The following is a 12,780-nucleotide window of genomic DNA, read 5'->3' as shown; positions in this document are numbered from 1 at the left end:
TCGGCTCCGCGCGAGCGGGGGGACCCCCGTCATCGGCACGGTGACGCGCGGGACGACCAACCCCAACCGGCTGCGCCGCATGGACCGCTGGATCGCGGCCGCGCACGGCGCGGAGCTGCGCCGCGCGGCCGATCCCGTCGCCGTCGACCTCGGCTACGGCGCGGCCCCCTGGACGGCGGTCGAGCTGCTGCACCGGCTGCGCGCGGTGGCCCCCCGCACGCGGGTGACGGGCGTCGAGATCGAACCGGCCCGGGTCGCGGCGGCACGGCCCTACGAGCGCGAGGGGCTGGTCTTCCTCCGCGGCGGCTTCGAGGTCCCGGTCGCCGGGCGGCCGGTGCTGGTCCGCGCGGCGAACGTGCTGCGCCAGTACGACGAGGCCGAGGTCGCCGCCGTGTGGCGGCGGCTGTGCGCGCGGCTGGCGCCCGCCGACCCGGCGACCGGCTCGCGCGGCGGGCTGCTGGTCGAGGGGACCTGCGACGAGATCGGACGCCGGCACGTCTGGGTCGCCCTCGGCCCGGAAGGACCGCGCACGGTCACCTTCGCGACCCGGCTCGGTTCACTGGAGCGCCCCTCCGACCTGGCGGAACGCCTGCCGAAGGCGCTCATCCACCGCAATGTGCCGGGCGAGCCGGTGCACGCCTTCCTGCGCGACTTCGACCGCGCCTGGGCCGCCGCAGCCCCCTACACCTCGTACGGTGCGCGGCAGCGCTGGATCCGGGCGGTGCGGGACCTCACGGCCGACTGGCCGGTGACGGACGGGCCGGGACGGTGGCGGCAGGGGGAAGTGACGGTGCGGTGGGAGGCGCTCGCGCCGCGGGGGTGACGCCCGGCCCCGCGGCGGCGCGGACCGGGAACGATCTCCGTGAACCGTTCGTCACACGGGCGGGATGACCGCCGCACCGGGAACGCCGGGAGGGGAGGGGACGCACTCCCCCTGTCGTTTCGCGCCCCGGCATGGCAGCATCCCCCGAGAGCCGAATGTTACTGACGGTTAATCAACGGGGGTGGATTCATGGGAACGGGCAAGCGCTGGCTGCTCACGGCGGCCGTGACCGTGGTCTGTGCGGTCACCGTGCTGGCGGTGCCCGGTACGGCGTTCGCGGCTCCCGCTCCCCCGCCGTCCCCCGGTACGACCGCGAGCGTCACCGTGGTCGCCGACAAGGACCTCGAGGCCGTGCGCAAGAAGCTCGAGAAGCTCTACCGCGCGGCGGCCGTCGCCACCGACGAGTACAACGCCGCCGACGAGAAGGCACAGCAGCAGTCCGCCCAGGTCGTCCGGCTGGCGAAGAAGATCGTCGAGGGCCGGGAGAAGCTGGACGAGCTGAAGGCCCTCGCGGGCGCCGCGGCCGCCGCCCAGTACCGCGGCGGCGGGCTCCCGCCCGAGGCCCGGCTGATGCTGAGCGAGGATCCGCAGGAGTTCCTCGACGGCGCGGGCCGGGTGCGCCAGGGCCAGCACGCGACCAAGGGCCTGCTCGGGGAAATGACCCGCACCCAGCAGGACTTGGAGCAGTACGCACAGGACGCCCGGGCGCAGATGAAGAGGCTCGAGGCGGGCCGCAAGGCCAAGGCCGAGGCACAGAAGAAGATCGAGAAGAAGATCGCGGCGGCCGAGAAGCTCGAGTCCGAGCTGGAGCAGGAGGAGAGGGAGCGCCTGGCCCGCCTGGAGCAGCAGGCCGCCGACGAGGCGCAGGCCGGCTGGCTCGGCTCCGGCATCCTCGACGAGATGGGCGGCGAGGCGACCGAGCAGGGCAGGAAGGCCGTCGCGTACGCCACCGCGCAGATCGGCAAGCCGTACCAGTGGGGCGCCGAGGGGCCGAAGACCTACGACTGCTCCGGACTGACCTCACAGGCCTGGATCTCGGCCGGGCGGAGCATGCCGCGCACCTCGCAGGCGCAGTGGGAGCAGCTGACGCGCGTCGACGTCACCGACATGCGGCCCGGTGACCTCGTCATCTACTTCGACGACGCCAGCCACGTGGGGATGTACGTCGGGGACGGCACCATCGTGCACGCCCCGCGCCCGGGGCGGACGGTGACGCTCGCGGGGGCCGGGTCGATGCCGATCCTCGGGGTGGTGCGGCCGGACGCGGAGGAGAACTGAGCGGTTCGCGCCCTCCGGTCCGGACGCCCAACTGCCCGGCGGCGCACGCCCTGTGACCCAGCGCACGTCGATCTTGCGGCCGGATCCCCGCGGGCGTGACGTTCGTCATCCCCACGGCGCCTCCGGCCTGTCCAACTGCGGCAGCAAACGCGGCATATGGCGGCGGCGGACGGCGCGGCGACGTGGTTCACACCATTCCGCTGCGGCGCCGGCACCCGCTATGGTCCCCGTTCGAAGGGGCGTCCCCCGCTCGCACCCGGAGGTGGGAGCAGGGCGCAGGGCCTGCGGCCGTCGCCCCACCGTGCCCTCGGGGGGAGGGAAGGAACCCGGAACCATGCCCGCACCCGTACCGCGGCAGAGAGCGATCCCGGCCGCGGAAGGCGGTCAGGCGCCGGCCGCCGCACCGAACGGCGGCTCCGCCCAGGACTCCTCGGAGGCCAGGACGGCGTCCCCGCGCGCGGCGGACCCGTCCGAGAACGCCACGGACCGGACCACCGGCCCCGCGCCGGCCCGGACCGAGACGGCCGCCCACACCCACCTCACCCTGCTGCTGATCGAGGACGACCCCGGTGGGTCGCCGATCGTGCCGGAACTGCTCGACCAGGCCGGCAAGCCGATCCGCGTCCGCACCGCCCGCAACCTCACCGAGGCCGCGCGGCTGCTGACCGACGACGTCCACTGCATCCTGCTGGACCTCGCGCTGCCCGCACCGGGCCGCACGGGCGACGGCGACGAGCTCGCCGTGCTCAAGCACGTCCTGGAGCTCGCGCCCCGGCACGCCGTCCTCGCGCTCACCGGCGCCGACGACACCGAGCGCGGCGCGGAGGCCGTGCGGGTGGGCGCCCAGGACTACCTCGTCCGCGACGAGCTGGACGGCCGGCTGCTGAGCCGGGCGATCCGGTACGCGGTGGAGCGCAAGCGGTCCGACTCCGCCGAGCGGCGGCTCGCCGAGGGCCGGGTGCGCGCCCAGGAGAACCGCCGGCTGGAGCGCGGCCTGCTGCCCACCCCGCTGCTGGACGGCTCCCCGCTGCGGTTCGCCGCCCGCTACCGCCCCGGCCGCTCCCGCGCCCTGCTCGGCGGGGACTTCTACGACGTCGTCCGCACCCCGGACGGCACCGTGCACGCCATGATCGGCGACGTCTGCGGACACGGCCCGGACGAGGCCGCGCTCGGCGTGGAGCTGCGCATCGCCTGGCGTGCGCTGACCCTCGCGGGCCTCTGCGGCGACCAGCTCCTCGGCACGCTGCAGCAGGTGCTGGAGCACGAACGGCCGGACGACGAGATCTTCGCGACCCTGTGCGCGGTGGACATCGCGCCGGACGGCCGCCGGGCGGGCCTGTGCCTGGCCGGCCACCCGTCACCGCTGCTCGCCCGCCCCGGGCACCCCGCGCGCCTGCTGCCGTACGACAACAACGGCCCGGCCCTCGGCCTGCTGCCGGGGGCCCGCTGGCCGCGGACGCAGGTGGAGCTGGGCGCCGAGTGGAGCCTGATGCTCTACACCGACGGCCTGATCGAGGGCCGGGTCGGCGACACCGGCGAGCGGCTCGGCCAGGAGGGCATGGTGGAGATGATCCGCCGCCGGCTCTCCGAGGGGCTGCGCGGGGAGGAGCTGCTGAGCACCGCCGTCAACGAGGTGCGGGACCTCAACGGGGGCGAGCTGACGGACGACGTGGCGGTGCTGCTGCTGGACCGGGCGGCGGTGTGAGGAGCGACGGGGCCGCTCCCCGTCAGCGGCCGCCGTTGTACGGCCCGTAGGGGCCGTCGCTGCTGGAGCCCCGGCGGGGGCGCCCGCCGCCGGAGAGGCCGCGGAGCGCGGGGCGGACGTCGACCATGTACACGATGGTCGCGATCAGCCCGATGACCGGCAGGAACGACAGGACGTTGAAGATCAGGTTCACCACGAAGGCGATGCCGAGGACGATCAGCCAGAAGGGCTTGGTCTGCTTGTCGACGGCGCGGTAGGCGTCCTCACGGCGCGTGGCGGCGTCGATCAGCGCGAAGCCGCTGAACACGATCAGGGCCATGCTCAACAGCCACATGAACCCCGCGAAGCCCTGCATCAGCACTACGTCCACCACCAGACTCGGCTCGTCCTCTACGCCGTCACCGTACCCGCAACCACCGGCCGGCTATCCGGAGAACGGGCCGGGCACCGCGAGAGTGCCCGGCCCGGCCGGTTGCGCCCCGCCCGCTCCTACTTCTCGGGCGTCGTCTTCTTCACCGTGGTCCTGCGCGCCGGGGCCTTCCTGGCCGCGGCCGGCTTCCTCGCCTCGGCGGAGTCGGCCGCGGTGGACCCGGCGGCGGGCCCGTCCCCGGTGACCTCGACCGGCTCCGGCCGGGACGCCGGCTTCGGCTCGGCCGGCGGCTCGACGGCGACGGCGATGTCCTCGATGCCCTCGGCGGCCTCGCCGCGCCAGGTCCTCACGGCCTGCTCGCCGTGCTCGGCGACCTTCTCGTAGGTCTCCCGGGCCTTGACGGCGTACTCGGCGGCGATGCCGACCCCGCGCAGCGCGAGGCCCTGGGCGCTCTCACCGAGCTTCTTCAGATCGGTGTCGAGCGAGCCGATGAGCTCGCCGACCTTGGCCTGGAGGGTCTCCTGCGTCTCCCGGACGCGGACGGTCGCCCGCTCCTGGACGGCCTTGGGGTCGGTGTTGCGCACGGCCTCGATACGGGCCGGGGCCTCGGTGCGCAGCTGCTCCACCAGGGCCGGCACCTTCTTGGCCTGCTTGAACGCGAGGTCGGCGGTGCCGGCGGCGAAGTAGAGGGGGGTCGGGTCGCTGAAGGTCTTGCGCAGGTCGTCGGTGATGGCCATGGTGAGGGTCCTCCCGGATTCGTTTTCGGCTGAGGGTTGTGTGTGGTCCGCGGCGGGCGGCCGGTGCCCTGGTCCGGCTCAGCCGGCCGCCCGTCGCGGACCCGTGTCGCTGTCGCCCGCCGGGGCGTCGACGGGATCCCCGGGCACCGCCTCACCGTCCTCGGCGCCCGCAAACCCGTTCTCCTTGCGGAACGACTCGTAGATCTGGAGCAGCACCTGCTTCTGACGCCCGGTCAGCGTGGGGTCGGCGAGGATCACGGCCCGCGTCCCGGCCTCGGACCGGTCCCGCTCGGCGTCGAGGATCCCGGCCCGGACGTACAGCGTCTCGGCGGAGATCCGCAGCGCCTTGGCGACCTGCTGCAGCACCTCCGCGCTCGGCTTGCGCAGCCCGCGCTCGATCTGGCTGAGGTACGGATTGGACACCCCGGCGGCGTCGGCGAGCTGCCGCAGCGACAACTGCGCGCTGCGCCGCTGTTCCCGTAGGTACTCACCGAGATTGCCGACGTTGAGCGATGCCATGCCTCCACCCTGCCCCAATCCGCTAACTCTTGCAAGCACCCGCTTGCAAGAGTGCGCCATGCCACGGACGGATCCCGCGAAGCGCCGCATCCGTGCGGATGCGGCGCCGGCGTGGGGCCCGTGATCTTGTGGATCAACGGCACCCGCGGCGTGGGCAGCCGGCACTTCGTCCTCCACGCCGACCGGGACACCCTGCGCGCACGCGTCGCGGGGGACACCGTGCAGAGCCCCGACGTCTCGTCCCGCCTCGAGCACCTCGAGCCCTGCGCCGAGGCGGCCCGCCCCTGGCTGCACGCCGAGGCCGAGGTCGTCGACACCACCCGCCTCACCCCCGCCGAGGCCGCCCTGCGGATCGCGGAGGCCGTCGGGGGCCGAGGCCCGCCGCCACCGGGAGGACCGGTCAGGATTCGAGAAGCCCCCGGGGGCGGGGCGCGCCTAGCGTGAGGGGCATGGCATCCATCGAAAGCGTGACCCTCGACGTGGCCGACACCGCGGCCGCCCGCCGCTTCCTCTCCGCCGCCTTCGGGCTGGACGGGCGGATCCGTCTGCGCGCCTCCCAGGAGGCCACGAGCGGGTTCCGCGGGTTCACCCTGGGGCTCACGGTGGCCCGGCCGGGCGACGTCGACAGCCTCGTCGGCACCGCCGTGGACGCCGGCGCCGTGCCGCTGAAGCCGGCCGCGAAGTCCCTCTGGGGGTACGGGGGCGTCGTACAGGCCCCGGACGGGACGATCTGGAAGGTCGCGACCTCCGCGAAGAAGGACCGCGGTCCCGTCACCCGGCGGATCGACGAGATCGTGCTGCTGCTCGGCGTCGCGGACGTGGCCGCGAGCAAGCGGTTCTACGTCGCGCGGGGCCTCACCGTGGCGAAGAGCTTCGGCCGGACGTACGCCGAGTTCGCCGGCGGGGCGTCGAGCCCCGTCAAACTGGCGCTGTACCGGCGCCGGGCCCTCGCCAAGGACCTCGGCGTCCCCGAGGAGGGCGGCGGATCGCACCGGCTGCTGATCGGCGGCGGCGAGGGCGCCTTCACCGACCCGGACGGGTTCGCCTGGGAGGCCGCGGCGCCGGCCGCGCTCGCCTCGTGACGGACGCCCCGTCGCGCGGATCCGGGACCGGCGCCGGCCCTCGCGGGGGGGCGGACCCGGGCGCGCCCCGTGCGGAAAGGCCGTCGACCCGGCGGGCCGCACACGACAGACTGGCCCGCATGACCTCCGCAGCCGGCACCGCCAAGTCCGACCTCCACCGCTACCTCCAGGAAGCCCGCGACGCCCTGCTGTGGAAGCTCGAGGGGCTCTCCGAGTACGACGTCCGCCGCCCGTTGACGCCGACCGGCACCAATCTCCTGGGCCTGGTGAAGCACGTGGCCGGGGTGGAACTGGGCTACCTCGGCGACACCTTCGGCCGGCCGTCCGGCGAGCCGCTGCCCTGGCTCGCGGAGGGCGCCGATCCGAACGGGGACATGTGGGCCACCGCCGAGGAGTCGCGCGAGGACGTCACCGGCCTGTACCGCCGGGCGTGGGCGCACGCGGACGCGACGATCGAGGCCCTGCCGCTGGACACGACCGGCCGGGTGCCGTGGTGGCCGGACGGCGGGGACGGACTGACGCTGCACCACGCCGTGGTCCGCGTGATCGCCGACACCCACCGGCACGCCGGCCACGCCGACATCCTCCGCGAACTCCTCGACGGCGCCGCGGGGGAGAGCCCGACCGGCAGCAGCCTGCCGTCGGACGACCCGGTCTGGTGGAAGGCCTACCGGGACCGCCTGGAGCGTGTGGCGCGGCAGGCCGGCCGGGAGGCGTGACCGGCCCGTCCGGCGGCACCCCTCACCGTGCCGCGCGGGCCCACTCCCCGAGGACGGGGACGCACTTCTCGGCGACGTACTCGTAGTCCTCGGCGGTGTTGTAGACGTGCGCGGACAGCCGCAGGTAGCCGGTGCCGCCGAAGCTGGTGAACGCCGCCTCGACGCCCAGTTCCGCGGTGGCCCGGTCGCGCAGGGCGTCGGCCGCGAGGCGGCTCCCGCCGAGGCCGTCGGGCAGCCGCACCAGTCGCATGCCGGGCACCGGCATGCCGACGTCGACGGACGCGTCCGCACCGGTCAGTTCGGCGAGCGCGGCGCCCACCACCCGCGCGCCGTAACCGGCCAGCTCGTCCATGTACCGGCGGGCGGCCGCCCAGCCCCAGGTGGCCTCGACGAAGCCGAGGGCCGTCGCCGCGGCCAGCCAGGGGGTGGCGTCGAGCGTGCCCTGCTGGTCGAAGCGGTCGGGGTACGGGTCGGCGGCGCCCCAGGAGTCGATCAGCGGGTACAGCCCGTCCCGCAGCGGGCCGCGCGCCACCAGGGCCGCGGTGCCGCGCGGCGCGCAGCCCCACTTGTGCAGGTTGCCCGTCCAGAAGTCGCAGGCCGTCCCGGAGAGCGGGGCGTCGATCAGACCGGGCGCGTGCGCGCCGTCCACGAGCAGCGGGACGCCGCGCCGCCGCGCCTCGGCGCCGATCCGCTCCACCGGCAGCCGGCGGGCGGTCGCCGAGGTGATCTGGTCGACGACCAGGAGCCCGGTCGCCCCGCCGACCTCGGCCATCACCGCCTCGTACGCCTGCTCCTCGCCGGCGTCCAGCGGCACCCTGGCCGTGCGCACCCGGCCGCCCCAGCGGCGGGCCAGCCGCTCGGCGCCCATCGTCACGGCGCCGTAGCCGTGGTCGGTGACGACGATCTCCCCGCCGCCCCGGTGGGGGAGGCCGGCGTACACGACGCTCGCGCCGGCGCTCGCGTTCGGCACCAGGGCGAGGTCGCCGGGGTCCGCGCCGAGGAAGGCGGCGAGCTCGACCCGGGCCGCCGCGATCCGCTCCGGCAGCCCGGGGAACCACGCCACCGGGGCGCCCTCCATCCGCGCGCGCAGCTCCTGCTGCCGCTCCTGCGCGACCAGCGGCACGGCCCCGAACGAACCGTGGTTGAGGTGGCGCAGGGCGGGGTCCAGCGACCAGGCCCGCGCGGCCGGCCGGCCGTCGGCCAGCAGCAGGGGACGGGGCGCGGTGGTGACCTCGGTCTCGCTCACATGACTCCCCTCCGTGCGGAACACCGGATCCTAACGCGGCCGCACCCGCGCCCCGGGGCCCGCGGACGGCGGGCACACCCACTTTTTTGTGCGTACTTGGCAGCGCGGCGGCGCGCGGCGAACCTGGTGGCGGGCGCCGGAGGGAAGGGAGCGGGAACGGCCGCCCGTCAGGAGACCGGGACCCCGGTCAGCCTCTCCAGCCGGCGGTGACCCCAGTCGGACAGGGGCGCCAGCGCCTCGGCGAGCTCGCGGCCGAACGCGGTCAGGGAGTAGACCGTCTTCGGCGGCAGTACGTCGTGCACCTCCCGGTGCACCACGCCGTCCGCCTCCATCTCGCGCAGCGCCTGGGTCAGCACCTTCTCGGTGAGGCCGGGCACCCGGCGGCGCAGTTCGGCCGGCCGGTGCGGTCCGGACTCCAGCAGCCACAGCAGCGTGGTCTTCCACTTGCCCTCGATCACGGCGATCGCGGCGGTCACCCCGCAGACGTCCGGATCGTGGCGCCGGTGCACCATGCCATGCCCCTTTCTTCAACAATTGCCATGAATATTACGGGAGTCGAAACATGTCCGTGCACACCGACCAGCCCTCCGTCACCGTCCTCGGTCTCGGCCCGATGGGCCGGGCGCTGGCCGGCGCGTTCCTGGACGCGGGAGTGCGCACCACCGTCTGGAACCGCACGCCCGGCCGGGACGCCGAGCTGACCGTCCGGGGCGCGGCCTCGGCGGCCTCGCCCGAGGAGGCGGTCGCCGCCGCCCCGCTCACCGTCGTCTGCGTGGTCAACTACGACGCCTCGGACGCCGTGCTGCGCCAGGCGGCCGTCGCCACCGCCCTCAAGGGCCGTACGGTCGTGAACCTGAGCGCCGACACCCCCGAGCGCGCCCGGGACACGGCCGAGTGGGCCGGCCGGCACGGCGTCCGCTACCTGGACGGGGCGATCATGACCCCGACCCCGACCATCGGCACGGACGACGCGGTGTTCCTGCACAGCGGCCCCGAGGAGGTGTACCGGGAGCACCGGCCCGTGCTGGCGGCGCTCGGCGGCAGCCACACCCACCTCGGGGAGGAGATCGGCCGGGCGGCGGCGTACGACGTCGCGCTGCTCGACGTCTTCTGGACGGCGATGGCCGGCTACGCGCACGCCCTCGCCGTGGCCCGCGCGGAGGGCGTCACCGCGACGGAGCTCGCCCCCTTCGCCCAGGGGATCGCCGCGATCCTCCCTCCCCTGTTCACCGAGTTCGCGGCCGACACCGACGCCGGCACGTACTCGGGCGAGCTGAACCCGATCACCTCGGCCGCCTCGACCATGGCCCACGTGATCCACGCCTCCGAGTCCCACGGCATCGACGCGAGCGTGATGCGGGTGATCGAGGGACAGGCCCGGCGGGTCATCGCGCTCGGGCACGGCACGGACGGCTTCACCCGGGTCGCCGAGGTGCTCGCCCGACACTGACGGCACGCCAGGAGGGCGGCGCCCGCGCCCGGGATCAGCGCCGGACCAGCCGGAGGACGACCTCCAGCGAGTCCACGACCGTCGTGGCGCCCGCCTCCCGCAGGAGCCCGGCCTTGCGGTCGGTGCGCGCGTAGCCGAGGAAGGGCACGCCGGCCGACCGGGCCGCGATCAGGTCCGACGGGGAGTCGCCGAGCATCAGGGAGGTCTCCGCAGCGGCGGCCATGGCGTTCAGGGCCCGGTCGACGCAGTGGGGATCGGGCTTGAGGCGGCCGGGGCCCCGGGTGCGGCCGTAGAGGTGGGGGCCGAAGCACGGGGCGAGGCCGCGACCGGTCAGATAGGCGCGCACGGCACGCGGGGAGGTGTCGGTGGCGACGGCCAGCCGGACGCCCACCGCGCTCCAGGTGCGGATCAGCGGGTCCGCGTACGGAGTGGGCATCGCCGTTGCGGCGGCCCGCACCTCCTCCCGGGTGAGGCGCTCCTCCAGTTCCGCGACCAGGCCGCCGCCCGGCTTCCGGCGGCCGGCGGCGCGCAGCACGACGTGCGGGTCGGGGGACGCGCGTTCGGCCTCCGTCAGCGGGTCCCGCAGGCCGCGTTCCTCGAGCCAGGACACCAGGCCGTTCGCCACCCGCTCCGCCGAACGCCCGGCGAACAGGCGGCAGACGGGGCCGTCGAAGCCCCACAGGACGGTGCGGGCGCCTCCGACCAGTTTCCGCAGGCCGTCACCTTCGCTCCCGGTCCCGGTCGTCACCGGGCCGGTCCGTGTCGTCGTCTCAGAGGTCACGAGGAGAGTGTCAGGTCCGTGGTGATGGTTTCCCAGAGGGCGTCGAACCACTTCTGGGATTCCTCCACGAACGCCTGGTCACGCCGTCCGGTCCGCTTGGCGAAGGGGAAGAGCAGGGACTGGGGGCCGAGGGCGCTGTACGTCTCCAGGCTCCGGCCCTCCCACTCCTCCTCGCGCCGGGCCAGCGTGTAGTAGGCGAGCAGCGCCTCCTCGCCGTTGAGCAGGTACAGCTTCACCGGCGGGGTGAAGGGCAGCGCGCGGAAGGAGACCCGCACGTCGATGCCGTGGGTGGCGCGCAGGGAGAGCAGGTTGTGGCGCAGCACCTGACCCTGGGCGTTGCGCTGGGCCAGCCACCGCTCGCGCAGCAGGGTGCCGTCCTCCTCGCGCCCCTCGACCGGCACCGGGAAGGCCAGGTCCACGTCCCGGCCCGGCAACAGGACGCGCACGTCGACCGACTCCGGCCGGACGCGGCCCTCGTGGATGCGCCGGATCGGTTCGCCCAGCGCCGGCAGCAGGCTCTCGGCGGTCAGGCACGCCGCGTCGATCCGCACGTGGGCCGACTCGAACGCCTCCGCCAGGCGCGGCGCCAGCCCCACCATCGTCGGCCGGGGCTCCTCCCGGACGGGGGCCGGCTCGGCGATCCGCGGCGGGCTGCCCTTGCTGACGTTGCTGAGCAGGCCGTCCTCCTGGAGGGCGCGCAGCGCTTGGCGGACGGTGCCGCGCTCCACGCCGAACTCCTCGGCCAGCTCGGCCTGGGTGGGCAGCCGGTCGCCCGTCCTGAGCTCACCGGCCCGGATGCGTTCCCGCAGGATGTCGGCGATCTCCTGGGGCGAGAGCCTGCCACTGCCGTTCACTGCCGCTTCCTCCTGGGTCACGACCAAACGCTACAACTATGATCCATCTGAGGGGAGTTGTTCGCCAGTCCCGGCCAAGCGGCGACAACCGGCGGAAGTTGGCCCCCAACCCGCCACTCCCGTCGGTCGCCTCCGGACCGGCGCGGAGGACGACGCCGAGCGGGCACCCTCCTGGATCACGAGTGGATGTCACAACCACGGACTCACCGGAGGGAGTTGTCGGAAAGTTGTTTGCGAGTAAGAACCAAGTGGGGACAACTCACTAAGAGTTGGTTGCCAACTTCCTCACGTTGGTGAATCCCCGATCCCGCAGCCCCGACCCGCACCCGAAGGAGGAACACGCCGTGCCCGTCCTCGCTCTCGTCTCCGCCGTCCTGGTCGTCACCGTCGAACAGCTCGTCCAGTGGGAGTACGGCGCGGCCGGCGTCCTCGGCCTGTTGCTGCTCACCGTGGGCATCAAGGCCAACAGGCCGGGGGTCAGCTCCGCCGGGGCGGTCCTGCTCGCGCTGCTGGTGTCCAGGCCGGCCCTGTGAGGCGTCAGCCCGTGAGCACCGGCTCCGGACCGATCGTCCCCCACAGCGCGTCGAACCACCGGCCCGACTGCTCCACGAACGCGGCGTCCCGCGGGCCGGGCCCCCGCCCGAAGCCGAACAGCATGGACCGGGTGCCCTGCACGCCGTACGTCTCCAGGCGCCCCCGGTCGGTCTGCTCCCCGCCGCGCACCGGCGTGCAGGAGGCGAGCAGCGCCTCCTCGCCGTTGAGCAGGTACAGCTTCACCGGCGGGGTGAAGGGCAGCGCGCGGAAGGAGACCCGCACGTCGATGCCGTGGGTGGCGCGCAGGGAGAGCAGGTTGTGGCGCAGCACCTGACCCTGGGCGTCGCGCTGGGCCAGCCACCGCTCGCGCAGCAGGGCGCCGTCCTCCTCGCGCCCCTCGACCGGCACCGGGAAGGCCAGGTCCACGTCCCGGCCCGGCAACAGGACGCGCACGTCGACCTTGGCCGGTTCCAGCCGCCCGGAGCGTATCCCGCGCAGCGGCTCCCCGACGGCCAGGGTGAGGGAGACCGCGGTCAGGCAGACGGCGTCGATCGCGACGTGCTCGGCCTCGAAGGCGGCGGTGATCCTGGGCGCGAGGCCCACGGCGGTGGGCAGCGGGGGCGCCGCGGGGCCGGCCGGCGCCCCGCCGGGGCCGGCGGCGACGGCCGCCGGGGCCCCCGTG

15 protein-coding genes and 1 pseudogene are annotated in these 12,780 nt (G+C 74.7%); 8 read left to right on the top strand and 8 right to left on the bottom strand.

Translation table 11 applies throughout. The features are described from left to right. Positions 1–31: 31 nt before the first annotated feature. From ABTY20_RS11180 to ABTY20_RS11170, 3 genes are all read left to right on the top strand, one after another. Positions 32–823 carry a class I SAM-dependent methyltransferase gene (locus ABTY20_RS11180; protein WP_351996774.1) on the top strand — a complete coding sequence of 264 codons (792 nt, stop codon included), beginning with the start codon at positions 32–34 and terminating at the stop codon, positions 821–823. 189 nt (positions 824–1,012) lie between these two features. Further along, a complete protein-coding gene (locus tag ABTY20_RS11175) occupies positions 1,013–2,101 on the top strand; it encodes a C40 family peptidase (RefSeq protein ID WP_351996707.1) in 1,089 nt (362 codons plus the stop codon). Positions 2,102–2,435: 334 nt separating this feature from the next. Beyond that, positions 2,436–3,806, top strand: coding sequence for a PP2C family protein-serine/threonine phosphatase (locus ABTY20_RS11170; RefSeq protein WP_351996706.1), 1,371 nt, complete (start codon positions 2,436–2,438; stop codon positions 3,804–3,806). Between the two features lie 22 nt (positions 3,807–3,828). On the opposite strand, the gene ABTY20_RS11165 is transcribed toward ABTY20_RS11170, so the two are convergent. From ABTY20_RS11165 to ABTY20_RS11155, 3 genes are all read right to left on the bottom strand, one after another. Then, complete coding sequence (locus ABTY20_RS11165) at positions 3,829–4,161, bottom strand: DUF2516 family protein (RefSeq protein ID WP_351996773.1); 333 nt, start codon at positions 4,159–4,161, stop codon at positions 3,829–3,831. A 134-nt stretch (positions 4,162–4,295) separates the two neighbouring features. Further along, the gene (locus ABTY20_RS11160) at positions 4,296–4,913 is read right to left on the bottom strand and encodes a hypothetical protein (RefSeq protein ID WP_351996705.1); all 618 of its coding nucleotides are present in this window, start codon (positions 4,911–4,913) and stop codon (positions 4,296–4,298) included. A 78-nt stretch (positions 4,914–4,991) separates the two neighbouring features. After that, positions 4,992–5,432, bottom strand: coding sequence for a helix-turn-helix domain-containing protein (locus ABTY20_RS11155; RefSeq protein WP_351996704.1), 441 nt, complete (start codon positions 5,430–5,432; stop codon positions 4,992–4,994). A gap of 159 nt (positions 5,433–5,591) precedes the next feature. On the opposite strand from ABTY20_RS11155, the pseudogene ABTY20_RS11150 reads away from it, so the two are divergent. From ABTY20_RS11150 to ABTY20_RS11140, 3 genes and pseudogenes are all read left to right on the top strand, one after another. Beyond that, positions 5,592–5,876: pseudogene (locus tag ABTY20_RS11150) on the top strand (hypothetical protein); the annotation flags it as partial. Between the two features lie 5 nt (positions 5,877–5,881). Next, entirely contained in the window at positions 5,882–6,514 is a 633-nt protein-coding gene (locus tag ABTY20_RS11145; protein ID WP_351996703.1) for a glyoxalase, read from the top strand. Positions 6,515–6,633: 119 nt separating this feature from the next. Then, positions 6,634–7,233, top strand: a complete 600-nt coding sequence (locus ABTY20_RS11140; protein ID WP_351996702.1) for a DinB family protein — start codon at positions 6,634–6,636, stop codon at positions 7,231–7,233. A 22-nt stretch (positions 7,234–7,255) separates the two neighbouring features. Here ABTY20_RS11140 and ABTY20_RS11135 read toward each other — a convergent pair whose 3' ends face one another. Both ABTY20_RS11135 and ABTY20_RS11130 read right to left on the bottom strand, forming a co-directional pair. Beyond that, on the bottom strand, positions 7,256–8,479 hold the full coding sequence (locus ABTY20_RS11135) for an aminotransferase class V-fold PLP-dependent enzyme (protein WP_351996701.1): 1,224 nt from the start codon (positions 8,477–8,479) through the stop codon (positions 7,256–7,258). A gap of 167 nt (positions 8,480–8,646) precedes the next feature. Beyond that, positions 8,647–8,991, bottom strand: a complete 345-nt coding sequence (locus ABTY20_RS11130; protein WP_351996700.1) for a winged helix-turn-helix transcriptional regulator — start codon at positions 8,989–8,991, stop codon at positions 8,647–8,649. Between the two features lie 50 nt (positions 8,992–9,041). On the opposite strand from ABTY20_RS11130, the gene ABTY20_RS11125 reads away from it, so the two are divergent. Beyond that, positions 9,042–9,929 carry an NAD(P)-dependent oxidoreductase gene (locus tag ABTY20_RS11125; RefSeq protein ID WP_351996699.1) on the top strand — a complete coding sequence of 296 codons (888 nt, stop codon included), beginning with the start codon at positions 9,042–9,044 and terminating at the stop codon, positions 9,927–9,929. 34 nt (positions 9,930–9,963) lie between these two features. Here the strand turns inward: ABTY20_RS11125 and ABTY20_RS11120 are convergent, their stop codons facing one another. Beyond that, positions 9,964–10,710, bottom strand: coding sequence for an HAD family hydrolase (locus ABTY20_RS11120; protein WP_351996698.1), 747 nt, complete (start codon positions 10,708–10,710; stop codon positions 9,964–9,966). Further along, positions 10,707–11,591 (bottom strand): GntR family transcriptional regulator, encoded by an 885-nt coding sequence (locus tag ABTY20_RS11115; RefSeq protein WP_351996697.1) that lies wholly within the window; start codon positions 11,589–11,591, stop codon positions 10,707–10,709. Before ABTY20_RS11115 ends, ABTY20_RS11120 begins: the two co-directional genes overlap by 4 nt. A gap of 317 nt (positions 11,592–11,908) precedes the next feature. On the opposite strand from ABTY20_RS11115, the gene ABTY20_RS11110 reads away from it, so the two are divergent. After that, positions 11,909–12,097, top strand: coding sequence for a hypothetical protein (locus tag ABTY20_RS11110; protein ID WP_351996696.1), 189 nt, complete (start codon positions 11,909–11,911; stop codon positions 12,095–12,097). 4 nt (positions 12,098–12,101) lie between these two features. On the opposite strand, the gene ABTY20_RS11105 is transcribed toward ABTY20_RS11110, so the two are convergent. Beyond that, positions 12,102–12,780, bottom strand: a 679-nt coding sequence (locus ABTY20_RS11105) for a GntR family transcriptional regulator (protein WP_351996695.1), incomplete at its 5' end; no start/stop codon positions are given.

Origin of the sequence: Streptomyces sp. NPDC126497 (genome assembly GCF_040302425.1) — a bacterium.
GTDB lineage: Bacteria > Actinomycetota > Actinomycetes > Streptomycetales > Streptomycetaceae > Streptomyces.
This window is presented reverse-complemented; position numbering and strand designations above follow the sequence as displayed.